Consider the following 21,489-nt stretch of genomic DNA (forward strand, 5'->3'; position numbering starts at 1 on the left):
GTACACCCTTGCTCCGCCTACGACGGTAGGCGTGGAGTGATCAGCGGGACAGATCACGCGGCGAAAGCGCCCCCTTCCGCTCCCCCGGTTCACTCCGAGCGCCTGCACGGTCGGGTGAATAGGCGGGGGCGGCTGGATACACCCTAGGAGTGGGGGAACCGAGGGGGGACCGTGGAGCGGCGGCAACAACCCGTGGCCGCCGCTCCACGGGCAGGAAAGCCGCGAAGCCGGGTCAGCCGAAGACGGCCAGGCTCTTGGCCTTGCCCCTGTGCTCCTCGACCAGCACGAGGAACCGTCCCTCGGGGTCGAAGACGGCCACCGGGCCGGCGCCCGCGTACTCGTCGGGCATCTCGAGCCGCACGCCGTTGGTGAGCAGCCGGGCGCGCCTGGTGTCGACGTCCCAGCGCGGGAACGCGGCCGCGGCCGCCTGAGCGATCGGCATCACGGTCAGCTCCTGCTGGAGCTGGTCGAGGGTGCGGGCGGCGTCCAGCTTGTACGGCCCGACGCGCGTCCGGCGCAGGGCGGTGAGGTGCCCGCCGACGCCGAGGTCCGCGCCGAGGTCGCGGGCGAGCGCGCGGATGTAGGTACCGGAGGAGCAGACCACCGACACCACCAGGTCCAGGACCGGGGTGCCGTCCTCGGCGACCGCGTCCCGGACGTCGTACACGGCGAAGGAGGACACGGTGACGGGCCGGGCGGGGATGTCGAAGTCCTCGCCCTCCCGCGCCCGCTTGTACGACCGCACGCCGTCGATCTTGATGGCGCTGACCTTGGACGGCACCTGCATGATGTCGCCGGTCAGCTTGGCGATGCCGGCGTCGACGGCGTCGCGGGTGACCTTGGAGGCGTCGGCCGAGGCGGTGATCTCACCCTCGGCGTCGTCGGTGACCGTGGTCTGACCGAGGCGGATGGTGCCGAGATACTCCTTCTCGGTGAGGGCGAGGTGCCCGAGGAGCTTCGTCGCCTTCTCCACCCCGAGGACGAGGACACCCGTCGCCATGGGGTCGAGGGTGCCGGCGTGGCCGACGCGGCGGGTCCTGGCGATCCCGCGCATCTTGGCGACCACGTCGTGCGAAGTGAAGCCCGACGGCTTGTCGACGATGACGAGGCCGTCGGGCGTGGTGCGCTTGTCGGTCATTCCGCGGTGTCGTCCGTCTCGTCGCTCTCGTCCTCGGACGGCTTCCGGTACGGGTCCGCTCCACCGGCGTAGGTGGCGCCGGCCGAGACCTCGCGCACCTTCTCGTCGGACTGGCGCGCCTTGTCGAGGAGGTCCTCGATGGTCCTGGCGGTGTCCGGCAGGGCATCCGCCACGAACGTCAGCGTCGGCGTGAACTTCACGCCCGCCGCCGCACCGACCGCGGAGCGGAGCACGCCCTTGGCGCTCTCCAGGCCGGCGGCCGCGGCCGCCCGCTCCTCGTCGTCCCCGTACACGGTGTAGAAGACGGTCGCCTCCCGCAGATCACCGGTCACCCGGGTGTCCGTGATGGTGACGTGCGAGCCGAGCCGCGGGTCCTTGATCCCGCGCTGCAGCTTCTGGGCCACCACCTCTCGGATGAGGTCCGCCAGCCTCTTAGCCCGCGCGTTGTCGGCCACTGGTCGTCTCCCGTTCTTCCTGTTCCACGTTCAAAAAAATCAGTCGTCGTCCCCGTGCAGGCGCCGTCTCACCGAGAGCAGCTCCACCTCGGGGCGCCCGGCGACCAGCCGCTCGCACCGGTCCAGTACCTCGGTCAGATGCCCCGTGTCGCCGGAGACCATCGCCAGGCCGATGACCGCCCTGCGATGGAGGTCCATGTGTTCGACCTCGGCCGCGCTCACCGCGTACTTCCGCTGGAGCTCGGCCACGATCGGGCGGACGACGGAGCGCTTCTCCTTCAGCGACCGTACGTCGCCGAGCAGGAGGTCGAAGGACAGAGTCCCCACATACATGTGTGTAGCCGGATGACCCGCCGGTACGGGATTGAGGGGCCTGCCGAGCGATCGGCAGGAACATCAGAACCGTACAACGAACGGCCGGGGCCGATCGACGGGATTACCTCTCGCCGACCGACCCCGGGTCCGGGAATCCGGGCGGGCGGCCGACGGGACGAATCCCGCCGGCCGGCCCCGACCCGGCTCAGCTCACCGCGTGCGTTACGCGCGCGGCTTCTCCCGCATCTCGTACGTCGCGATGACGTCGTCGACCTTGATGTCGTTGAAGTTGCCGAGGTTGATACCGCCCTCGAACCCTTCGCGGATCTCGGTGACATCGTCCTTGAAGCGACGCAGGCCCTCGATGTTGAGGTTCTCCGCGACCACCTTGCCGTCGCGGATGAGGCGGGCCTTGGTGTTGCGGCGCACCTCGCCGGAGCGGATGAGGACACCGGCGATGTTGCCCAGCTTGGACGACTTGAAGACCTCGCGGATCTCCGCCGTACCGAGCTCGACCTCCTCGTACTCCGGCTTGAGCATGCCCTTGAGGGCCGCCTCGATCTCCTCGATCGCCTGGTAGATGACCGAGTAGTACCGGACGTCCACACCCTCGCGCTCGGCCATCTGCGCCGCGCGGCCGGCCGCACGGACGTTGAAGCCGATCACGATGGCGTCGGAGCCCATCGCCAGGTCGATGTCCGACTCCGTGACCGCACCGACGCCGCGGTGCAGGACGCGGATGTCGACCTCTTCGCCGACGTCCAGCTGGAGCAGGGAGGACTCGAGGGCCTCGACGGAACCAGAAGCGTCACCCTTGATGATGAGGTTGAGCTGCTGGACCTCGCCGGCCTTGAGCACCTTGTCCAGGTCCTCCAGGGACACGCGGCGCGTGCGCTTGGCGAACGCGGCGTTGCGCTCACGGGCGGCGCGCTTCTCCGCGATCTGGCGGGCCGTACGGTCCTCCTCGACCACGAGGAAGTTGTCGCCCGCACCCGGGACGTTGGTCAGGCCCAGGACCTGGACCGGCGTCGACGGGCCGGCCTCGGCGACGTTGTTGCCGTTGTCGTCGAGCATGGCGCGCACCCGGCCGTAGGCGTCGCCCACGACCATCGTGTCGCCGACCCGCAGGGTGCCTCGCTGGACGAGGACCGTCGCCACGGCACCACGGCCGCGGTCGAGACGGGACTCGATCGAGATGCCCTGCGCGTCCTGGTTCGGGTTGGCCCGCAGGTCGAGCGAGGCGTCGGCCGTGAGGATCACGGCCTCCAGCAGCGAGTCGATGTTCAGACCCTGCTTGGCGGAGATGTCGACGAACATGGTGTCGCCGCCGTACTCCTCGGCCACCAGGCCGTACTCGGTCAGCTGACCGCGCACCTTGGTCGGGTCGGCACCCTCGACGTCGATCTTGTTGACCGCGACCACGATCGGGACGTCGGCCGCCTTGGCGTGGTTGAGCGCCTCGACCGTCTGCGGCATGACGCCGTCGTTGGCCGCGACGACCAGGATCGCGATGTCGGTCGACTTCGCACCACGGGCACGCATGGCGGTGAACGCCTCGTGACCCGGGGTGTCGATGAAGGTGATCTTGCGCTCTTCGTCGTTGACCTGGGTCGCGACCTGGTAGGCACCGATGTGCTGGGTGATGCCGCCGGCCTCGCCCGCGATGACGTTCGTCTTGCGGATGGCGTCGAGCAGTCGGGTCTTACCGTGGTCGACGTGACCCATGACGGTGACGACCGGCGGACGGACCACCAGGTCCTCCTCGTCGCCCTCGTCCTCGCCGAACTCGATGTCGAAGGACTCGAGCAGCTCGCGGTCCTCCTCCTCGGGGCTGACGATCTGAACCGCGTAGTTCATCTCGTCGGCGAGGAGCTGCAGCGTCTCGTCGGAGACGGACTGCGTGGCCGTGACCATCTCGCCCAGGTTCATCATCACCGCGACGAGCGACGCCGGGTTGGCGTTGATCTTCTCGGCGAAGTCGGTGAGCGACGCACCGCGCGACAGGCGAATGGTCTCGCCGTTGCCGCGAGGCAGCATCACGCCGCCGACCGACGGGGCCTGCATGGCCTCGTACTCCTGGCGCCTCTGCCGCTTCGACTTGCGGCCACGACGCGCGGGACCGCCGGGACGGCCGAAGGCGCCCTGCGTGCCACCACGACCACCGGGACCACCGGGACGACCGCCGAAGCCGGGACGGCCACCACCGCCGCCACCGGGACCACCGGGACGACCGGCGAAACCGCCGCCACCGCCACCGGGACCGGCGGGACGACCGGCGAAGCCGCCGCCACCGCCACCCGGACGACCGGCGAAGCCGCCGCCGCCGCCCGGACGACCGCCGCCGCCACCGGGACGACCACCGCCACCGGGGCCACGGCCGCCGGGGCCGCCACCGCCGGGACGCGGGCCCGCGGCGGGACGCTGCGGCATCATGCCCGGGTTCGGACGCGGACCCGCGGGACCGCCGCCGGGACGCGGACCGCCCTGCGGACGCGGCATCGAGCCCGGGGTCGGGCGCTGACCGCCCGGAGCCTGCGGACGCGGACCGCCGCCCTGGGCGCCGGGCGCCTGCGGACGGGGACCGGCGCCGGGGGCACCGGGACCGCCGGGACGCGGACCGCCCTGCGGACGGGGCGCCTGCGGACGGGCCATGCCGGTGGAGCCACCGGACGTGAACGGGTTGTTGCCCGGACGCGGACCGGCCGGACGGGCACCGGTACGCGGCGCCTGGCCACCGGGACGACCGCCGCCCTGTGCGGCGGCCGGACGCTGACCCTGCCGGTCCTGGCCGGGAGCCGGACGGCCACCGGGCTTGGGAGCACCGGGACGCGCGCCGGGGCGCGGGCCCTGGGCGGCCGGGGACGAGGCCGGAGCCGACGGCGGGGCCGTGAACTCGGGCGTCGTCGGGGCCGCCGGGGCCGGACGCGGCGCGGGCTTGGGGCCCGGCACCGGACGCTGGCCGGGGGCAGGCGCGGGCGCCGACGGAGCCGACGGCTGCTGGGCCGTGGGCTGCTGGGCGGCCGGCTGCGGGGCCGACGGCGGCTTGGGGGCGCCCGGCTTCGGTGCAGCCGGACGTTCCCCCACCGGCCTGACGCCGTGGGAGGTACCCCCAGCCTGCGCCGGAGAGGGCGCGGCGGGCCTGGGGGCGGCCTTGCGCGGGGCGGGCTTGCCGGCGGACTTGCCGTTGCCACCGCCCTGGAAGGCGTCGGTCAGCTTGCGTACTACAGGCGCTTCGATCGTCGAAGACGCCGAACGGACGAATTCACCGAGTTCCTGGAGCTTGGCCATGACGACCTTGCTCTCGACACCGAACTCCTTGGCGAGTTCGTAGACCCGGACCTTAGCCACTTCGCTCCTCTGAGGTCCGGGTTGCGGCCGGACCGTCGCTAGTTCATGGGCGTACTCATCGCGTACTCATCGAGTGCTCATCGCAATCTCGACCTGCTTTCGACTCGCGAGGTACCAAGCCGCACGGGGTTCCGTACGGCACGTCTTACGGTGTTGCCTGCTCAGCAACTGTTGTCTGCTCGACGTACTGGCGCAACGCCTTTGTGTCGAGCGCTCCCGGGGCGCGCAGTGCCCGCGTGAACGCCCGACGGCGTACCGCCTGGTCGAGACAGACCAGGGCGGGGTGCACGTACGCACCCCGGCCGGGCAGCGTACCGCGAGGATCAGGGACGCATGCGTCCTCGATCGCCACGATGCGCAGCAGATCAGTCTTGGCCGCCCGCTCCCGGCACCCCACACAGGTGCGTTCAGGGCATACTCGGGCGTGCGTCCGGCCAGACACAGTTAAGTCTACCTCCCCGCGGCGACCTCACCCCTTTTGGGGCAGGAATCGAACAGTTGCCGCGCGTATAACTGACGTGATCTAAGCGTGCTGCGGCTTGGATCTATTCCCCGGCCGGCTCGGTGTCCGGACGGATGTCGATCCGCCAGCCGGTGAGCCGGGCGGCGAGCCGGGCGTTCTGCCCCTCCTTGCCGATCGCCAGCGACAGCTGGTAGTCCGGCACGGTCACCCGGGCGGACCGGGCGGCCATGTCCACGACCTCCACCTTGGACACCCGCGCGGGTGACAGCGCGTTCGCGACCATCTCCGCCGGGTCGTCCGACCAGTCGACGATGTCGATCTTCTCGCCGTTCAGCTCGCCCATCACATTGCGCACCCGGCCGCCCATGGGACCGATGCAGGCGCCCTTGGCGTTCAGGCCCGAACGGGTGGAACGGACGGCGATCTTCGTACGGTGACCGGCCTCACGTGCGATGGCGGCGATCTCGACGGACCCGTCGGCGATCTCCGGCACCTCGAGCGCGAAGAGCTTCTTCACCAGGTTGGGGTGCGTGCGCGAGAGGGTGACGGACGGACCGCGGACGCCCTTCGCCACCCGTACGACGTAACTGCGCAGGCGCATGCCGTGCGGGTACGTCTCCCCCGGCACCTGCTCCTGCACCGGCAGGATGGCCTCGAGCTTGCCGATGTCGACGAGCACGTTCTTCGGGTCGCGGCCCTGCTGGACCACACCGGTGACGATGTCGCCCTCGCGGCCGGCGTACTCGCCGAGCGTCGCGTCGTCCTCGGCGTCGCGCAGCCGCTGCAGGATGACCTGCTTGGCGGTGGTGGCGGCGATACGGCCGAAGCCGGACGGGGTGTCGTCGAACTCGCGGGGCTCCTGGCCCTCTTCGAGGTCCTCGGGGTCCTCCTTCGCCCACACGGTCACATGCCCGGTCTCCCGGTTGAGCTCCACGCGCGCGTGGCGGCGGCTTCCCTCGGTGCGGTGGTAGGCGATGAGGAGGGCCGACTCGATCGCCTCGACCAGCAGGTCGAAGGAGATCTCCTTCTCCCGAACCAAGCCCCGCAGGGCACTCATGTCGATGTCCACGGCTACGCCTCCTCTTCCTTCTCGTTCTTGTCCTTGCGGTTGAACTCGACCTGCACGCGCGCCTTGGCGATGTCCGGGAAGCCGAGTCTGCGGGTGGTGGCCTTGCGGCCCTTGACTCCGGGCACTTCGACGTCGAGACCTTCGTCGTCGACCGTCATGATCCTGGCGACCAGCTCGCCTTCCTCGGTCAGCTGGAACTTCACCAGCCGGCCGACGGCGCGCGCGTAGTGCCGGTGTTCGGTGAGGAGGCGCTCCGCGCCCGGGGTTCCGACCTCCAGGTCGTACGCGCCCTCGCCCATCGCGTCCGTCTCGTCGAGCTTCGCCGAGAGCGCGCGGCTCACATCGGCGATCTGGTCCAGGTCCGCCCCGGTGTCGGAGTCGACGACGACGCGCAGCACCCGCTTGCGTCCGACGGAGTCCACGGCGATCTCCTCGAGATCCAGGCCCTGGGAGGCCACGAGCGGTTCCAGGAGCTCTCGCAGCCTCTCGCTCTGGGTGGTGCTCATCCGGGTGACTCCTCGGCCGCGTGTGCTGTTGTGGGATGGGTCGCGTGTCTGGTCAAAGGGTATCCGGTCGCACGGGGTGTTGCCGTCCACCTGCGCCCGGAGGGTGCCGATGACCGGTGCCGGGCGGGGGCGCGGGTACGGTGATCACGGGCCTCGGCCCACCCGCCTGATCGTGGTCTGTTCGTACGAGTTCCCCGAGGACGTCAGCCGTGCCGTTCCCCCCACCGCCGCCCATGCCCTCGGGCGTGCGCAGAAGGAGCCTGTTCGTCTCGGCGGCCTCGGCCGCCGTGCTGGTGGGCTGCTCCACCGGCCCCGATGCCGCGGGCAGCGGCGACGGCCCGTCGGTGTCCACGCGGGCACGCACGCGTGCCGCCCGGGACAGCCGGGGGCTGGTGGAGCGGTACGACGCGGTGATCGCCGCGCATCCGGCGCTCGCGGAGCGGCTGCGGCCGCTGCGGGAGGAGACCGCGGCGCACGCGGAGGCGTTCGGGGACGGTGCGCCCGCTCCGTCGCGGTCCCCGCGGGCGTCGGCGTCCCCGGCCGTGCCGGCGGACGGGAAGGACGCCCTCGCCGCACTCGCCGCCGCCGAGCGCACCCTCGCCGACCGGCGGGCCGGGGCGCTGCCGGCGGTGGAGGCCGAGCTGGCGCGGCTGCTGGCCTCGGTGGCGGCGGCCGGGGCGGCGCACGCGTATCTGCTGACGGAGGGTGGCAAGTGAGCGACGAGGCCAGGGACGGCGAGCTCAAGGCCCTGCAGGCGGCCCTGGCCGCCGAGCACGCGGCCGTGTACGGGTACGGGGTCGTCGGCGGCCGGATCCGGGCGGATCGGCGCACTGAGGCACGGACCGCGTACGACGCGCACCGGGCGCGCCGGGACGCGCTGGTGCGCGAGGTGCGCGATCTGGGCGGCGACCCGGTGGCCGCGTCCGCGGCGTACGCGCTGCCGTTCCCGGTACCGGACTCCGCCGCGGCGGTCCGGCTCGCCGCCGTGCTGGAGGAACGCGTGGCCGGGGTGTACTCCGACCTGGTGCGGGCGACCACGGGCGGGCGGCGCGGGGCGGCCGCCGCCGCGCTGCGGGAGGCCGCGGTGCGGGCGGTGCGCTGGCGCGGGGAGAGCGTAGCCTTCCCTGGTCTCGCCGAGCGGGGCGGTGACGGGACCGGTACGTCCGCGACCCCGGCGCCGGCCGCCGCGTCGGCGACGGCATGATCCGGCAGCCCAGGAAGGAACGGCTCGCGCATGGCTTTCGAACCGCCGCGGCGTCTCGTCAGGGCGCTCGGTGAGACGGCACCGGACGGTGACGGCTGGCTGGAAGAGCTGCCGGAGGCCGTGCGGCAGGCCGTCGCGCTACGCGGGTTGACCGTGGAGCGGGTGCAGGTGCCGGGCGGCCGCAGCAGCCTGGTCGTGCTGGTTCGGCGGGCCGACGGGACGCCCGCGGTACTGAAGCTGGCCCCGCCCCGGGCCCGGCCGGAGGCGGAGCGGGCGGCGCTCGCGCGCTGGGACGGCCTGGGCGCCGTACAGCTGCTGGAGACCGACGGCGCCCCGGGCGTGCTGCTGCTCGAACGGCTGCACCCGGACGTGTCCGTGCGGTCCCTGCCCGAGGCGAAGGCGCTGCTGGAGGCGGCCGGGACGCTGCGCCGGCTGTGGGTCGAGCCGCCCGCGGACTTCGCCTTCGAGACCGTCGCCGGGCGGACCGGCCGGCAGGCCGAGGCCATGCGGGCGAGCGCGGCGACCGACGCCGAGGTGGCCCCGCTGGTCGAGGCGGCGCTCGCGGTCCGCGAGGAACTGCTGGCCGCGCCGCCGGAACACCGGCTGCTGCACGGCACCTTCCGGCAGAGCAAGGTGCTGGCCGGGGAGCGAATGCCGTGGCTGGCGGTGGGCCCGGACCCGCTGGTCGGCGAGTGCGCCTTCGACCTGGCCCGGCTGGTCCGGGACCGGGTGGAGGACCTGATCGCCTCGCCGTCGGGGGCGGCCACGACCCGGCGGCGGGTGAAGCGGCTGGCGGAGTCGCTGGACGTGGACCAGGAGCGGCTCAGGGGCTGGACCCTGTTCCGGGCCGTGGAGTCCGGGGTGCGGGCCCGCCGGGTGGGCCGGGAGCAGGACGCGGAACTGCTCCTGGAGTTCGCGGGCTGGCTGTAGATTCCCGAGCGGATGGCCCGCCCGGCTCGCGCCGTTCCCCTCGGTGGCCACGGTGACGCTGGGTCACGCACCACGGTCGGGGAACGGCCTGAGGGAAGTCTGTGAGGCGTCCGTTCGCCTCGGCAGAAGTCCCCGGGAGTTTTCTTCGACCGGATCCGTCAGGCGGTGAGGCGCGCGATCGCCTCGTCCACCGTGAGCTCCTCGCGCTCACCGCTGCGGCGGTCCTTCAGCTCCAGGACGCCCTCGGCGGAGCGGCGGCCCGCGACCAGGATCTGCGGTACGCCGATGAGTTCGGCGTCGGTGAACTTCACGCCCGGGGAGACGCCGGCCCGGTCGTCGACCAGGACGCGCAGGCCGGCGGCGGCCAGCTTCCCCGAGACCTCGAGGGCCAGCTCGGTCTGGAGGGCCTTGCCCGCGGCGACGACGTGCACGTCCGCCGGGGCGACCTCCTTGGGCCAGACCAGGCCGTGCTCGTCGGCGTGCTGCTCGGCGAGGGCGGCGACCGCGCGGGAGACGCCGACGCCGTAGGAGCCCATGGTGACGCGGACGGGCTTGCCGTTCTGGCCGAGGACGTCGAGCTTGAGGGCGTCGGTGTACTTGCGGCCGAGCTGGAAGATGTGGCCGATCTCGATGGCGCGGTCGAGCTTGAGGCCGGTGCCGCACTTGGGGCAGGGGTCGCCCTCCTGCACGACCACGACGTCCACGTACGCGTCGACCGTGAAGTCGCGGCCGGCGACCACGTTCCTGGCGTGCGTGTGCTCCTTGTTGGCACCCGTGATCCACGCGGTGCCCGGCGCGACGCGCGGGTCGGCGATGTAGCGGACCTTGTCCAGGCCCTGCGGGCCGACGTAGCCGCGGACCAGGTCCGGGCGGCCGGTGAAGTCCTCGGCGGTGACGAGCTCGACGGCGGCCGGGGCGAAGTGCGCCTCGACCTTGTCCATGTCGACCTCGCGGTCGCCGGGCACGCCGACGGCGACGATCTCGCCGCCGACCTTGACGAGGAGGTTCTTCAGGGTGGCGGAGGCCGGGACGCCGAGGGAGGCGGCGAGGGTCTCGATGGTCGGGGTGTCCGGGGTCGGGATCTCCTCGGCGGCGGGGACGCCGGCGGCGTCCTGCTCCCGCAGCTCGTAGGTGATCGCCTCGGTGTTGGCGGCGAAGTCGCAGTTCGGGCAGTCCGCGAAGGTGTCCTCGCCGGCACCGGCCGGGGCGAGGAACTCCTCGGACTTGGAGCCGCCCATCGCGCCGGCGGTGGCGGCGCAGATGCGGTAGTCGAGGCCGAGGCGCTCGAAGATCCGCTGGTAGGCCTGGCGGTGCAGGGCATAGGACTGTGCGAGACCGTCGTCCTCCAGGTCGAAGGAGTAGGAGTCCTTCATCAGGAACTCGCGGCCGCGCAGGATGCCCGCGCGGGGCCGGGCCTCGTCGCGGAACTTGGTCTGGATCTGGTAGAGGATGACAGGCAGGTCCTTGTAGGAGGACGCCTGGTCCTTCACGATCAGCGTGAAGATCTCCTCGTGGGTGGGGCCGAGGAGGTAGTCGCCGCCCTTGCGGTCGTGCAGGCGGAACAGCTCGGGTCCGTACTCGTCCCAGCGGCCGGTCGCCTCGTACGGCTCACGCGGCAGCAGGGCGGGGAGCAGCACCTCCTGGCCGCCGATGGCGTCCATCTCCTCACGGACGATGCGCTCCACGTTGGCGAGGACCTTCTTGCCGAGCGGCAGCCAGGTCCAGATGCCGGCGGCGGTGCGGCGGACGTATCCGGCGCGGACGAGGAGCTTGTGGCTGAGCACCTCGGCGTCGGCCGGGTCGTCGCGCAGCGTTTTCGCCATCAGCTGGGACATGCGCTGGACCGGTGCGTTCGCCATGGTTCTCGTACTCCTGCCGGATGGGGGTCCCCCCGCTCGAGCGAAGCCACGAGTGGGGGAGGGTGCTGGCTAGGAGGTTAGCCGGGCGGCTGCCACGGCCGGAAATCCTTAACCTCGGCGCAGCGGCAGCGGGGCGCCCATCACGGCGTACGGCTTCGGGGCGCTGGGGAAGAGCACCTGGCGGGCCAGGTCCTGGTAGCCGAGGGAGTGGTAGAGGCCGCGGGCCGGGCTGTCGGTGTCGATCGCGGAGAGGATCGAGCGGGGTTCGGTGGCCCGGTCGGTGATCGTGGTGATCAGGGCACGGCCGATGCCGCGGTTCTGGTGGCCCGGGTGGACGTGCAGTTCGGTGATCACGAAGGAGTCGTCGAGCCAGTCGTCGTGGCCGCGGGCCCGCAGATACGGTTCGACGACCGTGGACCACCAGTGGGTGCGGTCGTTGGGCATGCCGTAGACGAACCCGACGAGGCGCCCTCCGGCGGTTGCGCCGAGGGCTCTGGCACCCGGGTACTGCATGTGACGCAGGACGATCTGGCGGCGTACGGCCACCTCGTCGTCGCCCAGTCCGAAGGCGACGGCTTGGACGGCCAAGGCCTCGTCGACGTGGGCTGAGAGGTCCAGGGGGCCGATCACGACGTCCATGCGGGGAGACTACCGGGGTGTTTCGCCGGATGGTGCGGCGGACTGCGGGTTGATTTCCGGGTGCGGCTCCGCCATGGCCGGCCGCGCGGTTCCCCGCGCCCCTTGGGTTCAGAACAGGACACTCATGAAGGCGCCGACCTCCTGGAAGCCCACCCGCTGATAGGTCCGCCGCGCCGGGGTGTTGAAGTCGTTGACGTACAGGCTGACGACCGGCGCCACGTCGGCCAGCGCGTACCGCAGGACCGCCGCCATTCCGGGCGCTGCGAGCCCCCTCCCCCGGTACTCCGGCGCCACCCACACGCCCTGGATCTGGCAGGCCTGGGAGGTCGCCGCGCCGATCTCCGCCTTGAAGACGACCTTGCCGTGTTCATCGACGCGGGCGAACGAGCGGCCGGAGCCGACGAGTTCGGCGACGCGGGCCTGGTAGAGGAGACCGCCGTCGCCGGCCAGGGGGGAGACGCCGACCTCCTCGGTGAACATCGCCACGCACGCCGGCATGATCGTCTCGACCTCGTCCTTGCGGATGCGGCGGACGTACGGATCGGGGGCGATGCCGACGGGCATGCGGTCGGTGACCATGAGGGGCTGGCGGGTACGTACCTCACGGGCGGGGCCCCAGTGCGGTTCGAGCAGACGCCACAGATCGGCGGTGGACCCGCTGGGGCCGACGATGGAGGAGCAGCGGCGGCCGGCCCGGCGGGCGCGGTCGGCGAAGGCGCGTACGGCCCTGGGGGTGGCGCAGATCGGGACGAGGTTGGCGCCCGCGTAGCACAGGGACGTCAGCATGCCGTCCTCGTACCAGCCCCACATCTCGCCGCCGAGCCGCCAGGGGTCGAGGCCCGCGACCTGGACACGGGAGGTCACGAAGGCGTTGGCGACCGGCTCGCGGTCGAGGACGGCGAGCGCGGCGTCCAGGTCGCTCGGTTCGAGCACCCGAGAGGTGGTCTGGGTCAACACGTGCGAGGCCTCACCCTGAGGGTCTGCTGATCTCCGCACTGTACCTGCCGGAAATGTGCCGCGCCGCCCTGCGGGGGCGGCGCGGTGGGACGGGTGGGTCAGCCGCGACCGGCGGGGTGGCCGTAACCGGCCTGTATCTCGTCGGTCTTCAGCTGTTGGCAGTGGGGGGCAACCGTCGGCGCGGCCCAGGTCGTGGGCAGGTCGAGCCGGATGTACCGGGTGCGCAGCCGGTCGCCGAGGTCGGTGAAGCGGACGCCGCGCGCTCTCCAGCACGCCTGCCTTCGTCGCACGCCAGGTGGCGCCGTCGTCACTCACGGACACCGGGTAGTCCTTGATCCGCGCCGAGTCCTCCTTCCTGCCGAGGCTCTCCCGGTGGTAAAGGCGGCCGTGCGGACCGGCCGAGGTCCAGGGTGTAACCGGCGGGCGGGACACCTTTGTTGTCGGTGTACGTGGTGAAGTCGCCGTCGGTGAGGGCGGGTTCGCTGGCCTTGACCTGGCCGGCGCGGTAGAGGCCCTCGCGGTGCGGCGCCGTCAGCACCTTGAACACCGCGTCGTACGGGTCCCACTGCGTGATGCCCTTGAGGGTCAAGGCTCCGCTGTACATCGGATCTGGCAGGGTAACTGGAAACAACGCTTACGCCCGGCCACAAGGAAAGTGACGGGTGTGGGCAAGGGGGATGACGGTCAGCCGGCGACCGACACCTCGGGCTCGCCGGAGGCCACGCCGTCGGCCTCCATCTGTTCGGCGAGCTTCATGGCCTCCTCGATGAGGGTCTCCACGATCCTGGACTCGGGGACGGTCTTGATGACCTCGCCCTTGACGAAGATCTGGCCCTTGCCGTTGCCGGAGGCGACACCGAGGTCGGCCTCGCGGGCCTCGCCCGGGCCGTTGACGACGCAGCCCATGACGGCGACGCGGAGCGGGACGTCCATGCCGGTCAGGCCCGCGGTGACCTCCTCGGCCAGCTTGTAGACGTCCACCTGGGCCCGGCCGCAGGACGGGCAGGAGACGATCTCCAGGCCGCGCTGCTTGAGGTTCAGCGACTCCAGGATCTGGTTGCCGACCTTGACCTCCTCCACCGGAGGCGCCGACAGCGAGACCCGGATCGTGTCGCCGATGCCCTGGGAGAGCAGGGCGCCGAAGGCGACCGCCGACTTGATCGTGCCCTGGAAGGCGGGGCCCGCCTCCGTCACCCCGAGGTGCAGCGGATAGTCGCACTGCGCGGCCAGCTGCCGGTAGGCCTCGATCATCACGACCGGGTCGTTGTGCTTGACCGAGATCTTGATGTCCCGGAAGTCGTGCTCCTCGAAGAGGGACGCCTCCCAGAGGGCCGACTCGACCAGCGCCTCCGGCGTGGCCTTGCCGTACTTCTGCAGCAGCCGCCGGTCCAGCGAGCCGGCGTTCACACCGATGCGGATCGGCGTGCCGTGGTCCTTGGCCGCCTTCGCGATCTCCTTGACCTTGTCGTCGAACTGCTTGATGTTGCCCGGGTTCACGCGGACCGCCGCGCAACCCGCCTCGATCGCGGCGAAGACGTACTTGGGCTGGAAGTGGATGTCCGCGATCACCGGGATCTGCGACTTGCGGGCGATGGTCGCGAGCGCGTCCGCGTCGTCCTGCGTCGGGCAGGCCACCCGCACGATCTGGCAGCCGGACGCGGTCAGCTCGGCGATCTGCTGGAGCGTGGCCCCGACGTCGGACGTACGGGTCGTGGTCATCGACTGCACCGACACCGGCGCGTCCCCGCCGACCGCCACGGATCCGACCTGGATCTGCCGGCTCTTGCGGCGCTCGGCGAGCTTGGTCGGAACGGACGGCATGCCGAGAGAAATCGCAGTCATCTGCTGTGCAACCCCAAGTCGTGGATCAAGGTCCGGTCCCGTCAGGCATCGGGCTCCAGGCTTCGAGATTACGGCACGGGCCGACGCCGGAGCACATCACACCCGGAAACCCACTCATTGGGAGGCGGCCCGGAACGCAGTGGTCCGGGCCGCCGCGAAACGCTGCGTGGCTACGAGATTTTCACCGGGTTGACCACGTCCGCGATCAACACGAGGACGGTGAAGCAGATGAAGATCCCGGCCACCACATAGGCCACCGGCATCAGCTTCGCCACGTCGAACGGGCCCGGGTCCGGGCGGCGCAGCACCTTCGCCACATGCCGGCGCAGCGACTCCCACAGGGCGCCCGCGATGTGCCCGCCGTCGAGCGGGAGCAGCGGGAGCATGTTGAACAGGAAGAGGGAGAGGTTGAAGCCGGCGACCAGCATGACGAACATCGCCAGCTGCTGGGTGGGCGGGATGTCGAGGGTGAAGATCTCACCGCCGACGCGGGCCGCGCCGACCACGCCCATGGGGGAGTCGGGCTGGCGCGGGGCGTCGTTGAAGGCGGCGTCCCAGAGGGCGGGGATCTTGCCGGGGAGCGCCGCGATGGAGTCGACGGCCTCGCCCACGCGGTCGCCCATCCACGTCACCGACTCGCCGAAGTCCTGGCGTACGACGCCGTTGGCGGCGCTGAAGCCGAGGAAGCCCGCCTTGGTGTAGCCGTTGACGATCTGGCCGTGGGAGTCCTTCTTCGCCACCTGGTTCTTCACCAGCGTCGCGTTCAGGGTCAGCTCGTGGCCCTTGCGCTCGACGACGATGGGCACCGTCTTGCCGGGGTTGGCGCGGATCAGGTCGGAGAGCTGGTTCCAGCTGTCGGTCTTCACCCCGTCGAAGGAGACGATCCTGTCGCCGGCCTTCAGGCCCGCGGCGGCGGCCGGGGAGACGGGGTCGGACTTCTTGCAGGTGTCGCGGTTCTCTGTCTGGGAGATCACGCACTTGGAGACCGAGCTGACGGTGGTGGTCTGCTGGGTGACGCCGAAGCCCATCAGGACGGCGAAGAACAGCCCGACCGCGAGGATCAGGTTCATGAAGGGGCCCGCGAACATCACGATGACCCGCTTCCACGGGGCACGCGTGTAGAACAGGCGGGTCTCGTCACCCGGCTTGAGCTCCTCGAAGGCGGCCGAGCGGGCATCCTCGATCATGCCGCGCCAGGGCGAGGTGGAGCGGGCGCTTATGCGGCCGTCGTCGCCGGGCGGGAACATGCCGATCATGCGGATGTATCCGCCCATCGGGATCGCCTTGATCCCGTACTCCGTCTCGCCCTTCTTGCGCGACCAGATGGTCGGGCCGAAACCGACCATGTACTGCGGCACGCGGATGCCGAAGAGCTTGGCGGTGGACAGGTGTCCCAGCTCGTGCCACGCGATCGAGACCAGCAGGCCGAGCGCGAAGACGCCTATGCCGAGGATGAACATCAGGGTCGTCATGCACGCGCCTCCGCGGTCGCCGTCTGCGCTGTCAGTTCCCGGGCCCGGGCCCGTGCCCAGGTCTCCGCCTCGAGGACGTCCGACACCGTGAGTGAGGTTCCCGTCCGGGGGGTGCCGTGCTCCTCGACCACCCGGGTGACGGTATCCATGATCCCGTTGAACGGCAGCGCGCCGGTGCGGAACGCCTCCACGCACTCCTCGTTGGCCGCATTGAACACCGCCGGCGCGGTTCCCGCGAGCTCACCGACGTGCCGCGCCAGGGCGACCGACGGGAACGCGTCGTTGTCGAGCGGGAAGAACTCCCACGTGGAGGCCGTGCTCCAGTCGAAGGCGGGCGCCGCGTCGGGGACGCGTTCGGGCCAGCCGAGGCCGATGGCGATCGGCCCGCGCATGTCGGGGGGCGTCGCCTGAGCGAGTGTCGATCCGTCCGTGAACTCAACCATCGAGTGGACATACGACTGGGGATGCACGACCACCTCAATGCGGTCGAAGGGAATGTCGTACAGCAGGTGTGCCTCGATGACCTCCAAGCCCTTGTTGACCAAGGTCGCGGAGTTGATCGTGATCACCGGGCCCATGGCCCAGGTGGGGTGCGCGAGGGCGTCCTCGACGGTGACGTGCGCCAGCTGCTCCTTCGTACGGCCTCGGAAGGGGCCGCCGGAGGCGGTGACGACCAGCTTGCGCACGTCGGCCCTCGTGCCGGCCGCCAGCGCCTGGAAGAGCGCGGCGTGCTCGGAGTCGACCGGGATGATCTGGCCGGGCTTGGCGAGCCCCTTGACCAGCGGGCCGCCGACGATGAGCGACTCCTTGTTGGCGAGCGCGAGGGTGCGGCCCGTCTCCAGGGCGGCGAGGGTGGGCGCGAGGCCGATGGAGCCGGTGATGCCGTTCAGCACGGTGTGGCAGTCAGAGGCGGCGACCTGGGTGGCCGCGTCCGGCCCGGCGAGGATCTCGGGGAGCGGCTCCCCGGTTCCGTACCGGGCGCCGAGCGCCTCGCGCAGCGCCGGTACGACGTCCTCGCGGGCGACCGCGACGGTCCGTACCCGCAGCCGGTGCGCCTGCTCGGCGAGGAGGGTCACCCGGCCGCCGTTCGCGGACAGGGCGGTCACCCGGAAGCGGTCGGGGTTGCGCAGCACGAGGTCGATGGCCTGGGTGCCGATGGACCCCGTGGAGCCGAGGATCACCACGTCCTTGGGACCGTCCCCCGCGAGAGGGTCGTGGACGAGGTGCGGGTCGGCGAGGGGCGCCGGACTGGCGGGACTGTCGGTCATCCCTCCATTGTGGCCGCAACCGGTGGCCGGAAGGACAGCGCGTCCCTCGGGCGGGTGCCTTATCTGGTCTCGTCGCCGATTGGAGCGAAATCCCCCTTGTGAAGTCTGCGTGAAGACCGGGCGGCACCCCTGGGGGTGCCGCCCGCGAGCGCGGGTGCCGCCGTTGTCTTCGGACACCGCGGCGAACGCTGTGCGTACTGCCGGGTCACCTCACCGGGCGGTGCACGTTCTCCCTCCGGCTCGGGCCCGGGGTGGCGTCGGCGATCCACGGACCGTCGCCCGACGGGTCGATGATCCCCTGCTCCAGCCATTCGTAGGCGCCGCCGAGGACGCCCTCGACCACCTTGCGGTCGAGGTCGTCGGTGTTGTGCCACAGCCGGTTGAAGAGTTCCTCGACCCGGATGCGGGACTGGCGGCAGAACGCGTCGGCGAGCTGGTAGGCCTCGCGGCCGTGGTCGCCCTGGCCGCGCAGGTGCTCGGCCCGGACGCAGGCCGCGCTCATCGCGAACAGCTCCGCGCCGATGTCCACGATCCGGCCGAGGAAGCCCTGCTTGGTCTCCATCCGGCCCTGCCAGCGGGACATGGCGTAGAAGGTGGAGCGGGCGAGCTTGCGGGCGTGCCGCTCGACGTAGCGCAGGTGGCCGGAGAGGTCCACCCCGTGCTTGAACTCGCTGTACGAGGACGGTAGTTGGCCCGGCCCCGCGACCAGCTTCGGCAGCCACTTGGCGTAGAAGACACCGGCGTTGGCGCCCGCCTTCGCCTTGTCCGACAGGGTCTTCTCCGGGTCGATGAGGTCACCGGCGACCGACAGGTGGGCGTCGACGGCCTCGCGTGCGATCAGCAGGTGCATGATCTCGGTGGAGCCCTCGAAGATCCGGTTGATGCGCAGGTCGCGCAGGATCTGCTCGGCGGGGACGGCGCGCTCGCCGCGGGCCGCCAGCGACGCGGCCGTCTCGAAGCCGCGGCCGCCGCGGATCTGGACCAGTTCGTCGGCCATCAGCCAGGCCATCTCGGAGCCGTACAGCTTGGCGAGGGCGGCCTCGATGCGGATGTCGTTGCGGTCCTCGTCGGCCATCTGCGACGACAGGTCGAGTACGGCCTCCAGCGCGAACGTGGTGGCCGCGATGAAGCTGATCTTGGCGCCGACCGCCTCGTGCAGCGCGACCGGCTTGCCCCACTGCTCCCGGGCCGCCGACCACTCGCGGGCGATCTTCAGGCACCACTTGCCCGCGCCCGCGCACATCGCGGGCAGCGACAGCCGGCCGGTGTTCAGGGTGGTCAGCGCGATCTTCAGGCCCGCACCCTCCGGACCGATGCGGTTCGCGGCCGGGACGCGCACCTGGTGGAAGCGGGTGACGCCGTTCTCGAGGCCTCGCAGGCCCATGAAGGCGTTGCGGTTCTCGACCGTGATGCCCTCCGAGGCGGCCTCGACCACGAACGCGGTGATCCCGCCCTTGTGCCCCTCGGACTTCGGCACGCGGGCCATGACCACGAGCAGGTCGGCGATGACCCCGTTGGTCGTCCAGAGTTTCACCCCGTCGAGGATGTAGTCGTCGCCGTCGGGGACGGCCGTGGTGGCCAGCCGGGCGGGGTCGGAGCCGACGTCCGGCTCGGTGAGGAGGAAGGCGGAGATGTCGGTGCGGGCGCAGCGGGGCAGGAAGGTGTCCTTCTGCTCCTGGGTGCCGAAGATCTTCAGCGGCTGGGGTACGCCGATCGACTGGTGGGCCGACAGCAGGGCGCCGATCGCCGGGTTCGCCGAGCCGGCCAGGGCGAGGGCCTTGTTGTAGTAGACCTGCGTCAGGCCCAGGCCGCCGTACTTGGTGTCGATCTTCATGCCGAACGCGCCGAGCTCCTTGAGCCCGTCGATGACCTCGTCCGGGATCTGCGCGTCGCGCTCGATCCGGGCGCCGTCGATCTTCGTCTCGCAGAAGTCGCGCAGTTTGGCGAGGAACTCCTCGCCGCGCTGCGCGTCCTCGTCGGCTGGGAGCGGGTGCGGGTGGATGAGGTCGAGCCGGAAGCGGCCGAGGAACAGTTCCTTGGCGAAGCTGGGCTTGCGCCAGTCCTGTTCCCGGGCGGCCTCCGCCACCTGGCGCGCCTCGCGTTCGGTGACGGTGGGTTTCTTGGTGGTGGGGGCGGACATGAGGCTCACCTCGCCCGGAGAGGGATGATTGCGGACCGTTCGTTACCGACCAGTGCTACTGGATCGTTGGTACCCGAAACAGGCCGCCCTCACCAGTCCTCGCGCGTCCGTTCGGCCCAAACCGTCGGTCTTCGCCCTCGGTGGTGCGTCGGGGGTCCTTCCTGGTCCACTGCGACTGCGACTTCGGCGAGGGTCCGGACGAAGCCGGCACAGAGAAGGGGCGCGGCACCGTAAGGCATCGGTGCCGCGCCCCTTCGGGACGCCTAGCTGAACATGGTTCCCATTGGCTGGGGGTGGGCTAGAGCGCGAGCCCGGTGAGGATCAGCACGCGCTCGTAGGTGTAGTCCTCCATCGCGAACTTCACGCCCTCGCGGCCGACGCCCGACTGCTTCACGCCGCCGTACGGCATCTGGTCCGCGCGGTAGGACGGCACGTCGCCGATGACCACGCCGCCGACCTCGAGGGCGCGGTGGGCGCGGAAGGCGGTCTGCAGGTCGTGGGTGAACACCCCCGCCTGGAGGCCGTACTTGGAGTCGTTGACGGCGGCGAACGCCTCGGCCTCGCCGTCCACCTTCTGCACGGTGAGGACGGGCCCGAAGACCTCCTCGCAGGAGATCGTCGTGTCGGCCGGTACATCGGTGAGGACGGTCGGCGCGTAGGAGGCACCGTCGCGCTTGCCGCCGGTGAGGAGGCAGGCGCCGGCGTCGACGGCCTCCCGCACCCACGACTCCACGCGCCTGGCGGCGTCCTCGCTGACCAGCGGGCCGACGTCGGTCTTGTCGTCGGAGGGGTCGCCGGTGACCTGGGCCTCGACGGCGGCGACGATGCGCGGCAGCAGGCGGTCGTAGACGGAGGCGTCCGCGATCACGCGCTGCACGGAGATGCAGGACTGGCCGCCCTGGTAGTTGGAGAAGGTGGCGATGCGGGTGGCCGCCCAGTCGAGGTCCGCGTCGCTCGCGTAGTCGGCCAGCACGACCGCCGCGCCGTTGCCGCCCAGCTCCAGGGTGCAGTGCTTGCGCGGCACCGAGTCCATGATCGCGTAACCGACCTTCTCGGAACCGGTGAAGGAGATGACCGGCAGCCGCTCGTCCTGCACGAGGGCGGGCATGCGGTCGTTGGAGACCGGCAGGATGCTCCAGGAACCGGCAGGCAGCTCGGTCTCGGCGAGCAGCTCGCCGATGACCAGCCCGGAGAGCGGAGTGGCCGGGGCGGGCTTCAGGACGATCGGCGCACCGGCGGCGATGGCCGGGGCCACCTTGTGGGCGCACAGGTTCAGCGGGAAGTTGAACGGCGCGATGCCGAGCACGACACCCTTCGGGAAGCGGCGGGTGAGCGCCAGGCGCCCCTGGCCGCCGGCGTCGGTGTCGAGGCGCTGCGCCTCGCCGCCGTTGAACCGCCGGGCCTCTTCGGCGGCGAACCGGAACACGGACACGGCACGGCCGACCTCGCCCCGGGCCCACTTGACCGGCTTGCCGTTCTCGGCGGAGATCAGCCGGGCGATCTCCTCGGTCCGCTCGGCCAGCCGCTTGCTGACGTGGTCGAGGGCGGCGGCGCGCACGTGGGCCGGCGTGGCGGCGAAGTCCTCGCGGACCGCGTAAGCGGCGGCCACGGCCTCCTCCACCTGGGCGTCCGTCGGCACGCTGACCTTGCCGACCAGTCGTCCGTCCCACGGGGAGGTGACGTCGAAGGTGTCCTCGCCGGTGACCTGGCGGCCGGCGAGCCAGAAGGCGTGGGTGGCCCCCACATTCTTTTCCTGGGGCATGTGCGAGTCCCGGCCCTTCCGCGTTGGGGGTGGTTGTTTCCTGGCGTTCGGGTCCACGGTAGGGCGGGGGCGGGCGCGGAGCGTTTGGCCGAGTAGGAGTAGTGGGTGGCTGGAGACACTCC

At 71.3% G+C, this 21,489-nt stretch carries 20 protein-coding genes; 3 read left to right on the forward strand and 17 right to left on the reverse strand.

All coding sequences use genetic code 11. The features are described 5' to 3' along the window. Positions 1-232: 232 nt before the first annotated feature. The 7 genes from truB to rimP form a co-directional block, all read right to left on the reverse strand. Positions 233-1,138, reverse strand: a complete 906-nt coding sequence (truB, locus tag ACIBBH_RS13650; protein WP_399404423.1) for a tRNA pseudouridine(55) synthase TruB — start codon at positions 1,136-1,138, stop codon at positions 233-235. Then, positions 1,135-1,593, reverse strand: coding sequence for a 30S ribosome-binding factor RbfA (gene rbfA / locus ACIBBH_RS13655; RefSeq protein ID WP_399404424.1), 459 nt, complete (start codon positions 1,591-1,593; stop codon positions 1,135-1,137). Before rbfA ends, truB begins: the two co-directional genes overlap by 4 nt. Before the next feature lie 39 nt (positions 1,594-1,632). Next, a complete protein-coding gene (locus ACIBBH_RS13660) occupies positions 1,633-1,926 on the reverse strand; it encodes a DUF503 domain-containing protein (protein WP_399404425.1) in 294 nt (97 codons plus the stop codon). Positions 1,927-2,130: 204 nt separating this feature from the next. After that, complete coding sequence (gene infB / locus ACIBBH_RS13665) at positions 2,131-5,256, reverse strand: translation initiation factor IF-2 (protein ID WP_399404426.1); 3,126 nt, start codon at positions 5,254-5,256, stop codon at positions 2,131-2,133. Positions 5,257-5,401: 145 nt separating this feature from the next. Next, on the reverse strand, positions 5,402-5,698 hold the full coding sequence (locus ACIBBH_RS13670; protein ID WP_399404427.1) for a YlxR family protein: 297 nt from the start codon (positions 5,696-5,698) through the stop codon (positions 5,402-5,404). A 103-nt stretch (positions 5,699-5,801) separates the two neighbouring features. Then, on the reverse strand, positions 5,802-6,788 hold the full coding sequence (gene nusA / locus ACIBBH_RS13675; RefSeq protein ID WP_399404428.1) for a transcription termination factor NusA: 987 nt from the start codon (positions 6,786-6,788) through the stop codon (positions 5,802-5,804). Between the two features lie 2 nt (positions 6,789-6,790). After that, positions 6,791-7,294 carry a ribosome maturation factor RimP gene (gene rimP, locus ACIBBH_RS13680; protein ID WP_399404429.1) on the reverse strand — a complete coding sequence of 168 codons (504 nt, stop codon included), beginning with the start codon at positions 7,292-7,294 and terminating at the stop codon, positions 6,791-6,793. A gap of 209 nt (positions 7,295-7,503) precedes the next feature. On the opposite strand from rimP, the gene ACIBBH_RS13685 reads away from it, so the two are divergent. From ACIBBH_RS13685 to ACIBBH_RS13695, 3 genes are read left to right on the forward strand one after another with little or no spacing between them, the layout of a single operon-like run. Beyond that, complete coding sequence (locus ACIBBH_RS13685; protein WP_399404430.1) at positions 7,504-8,010, forward strand: hypothetical protein; 507 nt, start codon at positions 7,504-7,506, stop codon at positions 8,008-8,010. Next, on the forward strand, positions 8,007-8,498 hold the full coding sequence (locus ACIBBH_RS13690; RefSeq protein ID WP_399404431.1) for a ferritin-like domain-containing protein: 492 nt from the start codon (positions 8,007-8,009) through the stop codon (positions 8,496-8,498). Before ACIBBH_RS13685 ends, ACIBBH_RS13690 begins: the two co-directional genes overlap by 4 nt. Positions 8,499-8,528: 30 nt before the next feature. Further along, a complete protein-coding gene (locus tag ACIBBH_RS13695; RefSeq protein WP_399404432.1) occupies positions 8,529-9,428 on the forward strand; it encodes an aminoglycoside phosphotransferase family protein in 900 nt (299 codons plus the stop codon). Positions 9,429-9,586: 158 nt separating this feature from the next. On the opposite strand, the gene ACIBBH_RS13700 is transcribed toward ACIBBH_RS13695, so the two are convergent. From ACIBBH_RS13700 to ACIBBH_RS13745, 10 genes are all read right to left on the reverse strand, one after another. Further along, positions 9,587-11,287: a proline--tRNA ligase gene (locus ACIBBH_RS13700; RefSeq protein WP_399404433.1), complete on the reverse strand. Its 1,701-nt coding sequence runs from the start codon at positions 11,285-11,287 to the stop codon at positions 9,587-9,589. A 108-nt stretch (positions 11,288-11,395) separates the two neighbouring features. Then, positions 11,396-11,926, reverse strand: a complete 531-nt coding sequence (locus ACIBBH_RS13705; protein WP_399404434.1) for a GNAT family N-acetyltransferase — start codon at positions 11,924-11,926, stop codon at positions 11,396-11,398. Positions 11,927-12,034: 108 nt separating this feature from the next. Further along, positions 12,035-12,883: a GNAT family N-acetyltransferase gene (locus ACIBBH_RS13710; protein WP_399404435.1), complete on the reverse strand. Its 849-nt coding sequence runs from the start codon at positions 12,881-12,883 to the stop codon at positions 12,035-12,037. Between the two features lie 98 nt (positions 12,884-12,981). Further along, positions 12,982-13,173 carry a hypothetical protein gene (locus ACIBBH_RS13715; protein WP_399404436.1) on the reverse strand — a complete coding sequence of 64 codons (192 nt, stop codon included), beginning with the start codon at positions 13,171-13,173 and terminating at the stop codon, positions 12,982-12,984. A gap of 17 nt (positions 13,174-13,190) precedes the next feature. Beyond that, positions 13,191-13,487 carry a hypothetical protein gene (locus tag ACIBBH_RS13720; protein WP_399404437.1) on the reverse strand — a complete coding sequence of 99 codons (297 nt, stop codon included), beginning with the start codon at positions 13,485-13,487 and terminating at the stop codon, positions 13,191-13,193. 80 nt (positions 13,488-13,567) lie between these two features. Then, a complete protein-coding gene (ispG, locus tag ACIBBH_RS13725; protein ID WP_399404438.1) occupies positions 13,568-14,725 on the reverse strand; it encodes a flavodoxin-dependent (E)-4-hydroxy-3-methylbut-2-enyl-diphosphate synthase in 1,158 nt (385 codons plus the stop codon). A gap of 170 nt (positions 14,726-14,895) precedes the next feature. Continuing rightward, positions 14,896-16,185 carry a M50 family metallopeptidase gene (locus tag ACIBBH_RS13730; RefSeq protein ID WP_399404659.1) on the reverse strand — a complete coding sequence of 430 codons (1,290 nt, stop codon included), beginning with the start codon at positions 16,183-16,185 and terminating at the stop codon, positions 14,896-14,898. An 8-nt stretch (positions 16,186-16,193) separates the two neighbouring features. Further along, positions 16,194-17,465, reverse strand: a complete 1,272-nt coding sequence (gene dxr, locus ACIBBH_RS13735) for a 1-deoxy-D-xylulose-5-phosphate reductoisomerase (protein WP_399404439.1) — start codon at positions 17,463-17,465, stop codon at positions 16,194-16,196. Between the two features lie 205 nt (positions 17,466-17,670). Further along, positions 17,671-19,605, reverse strand: coding sequence for an acyl-CoA dehydrogenase family protein (locus tag ACIBBH_RS13740; RefSeq protein WP_399404440.1), 1,935 nt, complete (start codon positions 19,603-19,605; stop codon positions 17,671-17,673). A 298-nt stretch (positions 19,606-19,903) separates the two neighbouring features. Further along, the gene (locus ACIBBH_RS13745) at positions 19,904-21,349 is read right to left on the reverse strand and encodes an aldehyde dehydrogenase family protein (protein ID WP_399404660.1); all 1,446 of its coding nucleotides are present in this window, start codon (positions 21,347-21,349) and stop codon (positions 19,904-19,906) included. Between the last annotated feature and the right edge of the window lie 140 nt (positions 21,350-21,489).

It is taken from the genome of Streptomyces sp. NPDC051636 (genome assembly GCF_044453765.1).
Classification (GTDB): Bacteria; Actinomycetota; Actinomycetes; order Streptomycetales; family Streptomycetaceae; genus Streptomyces.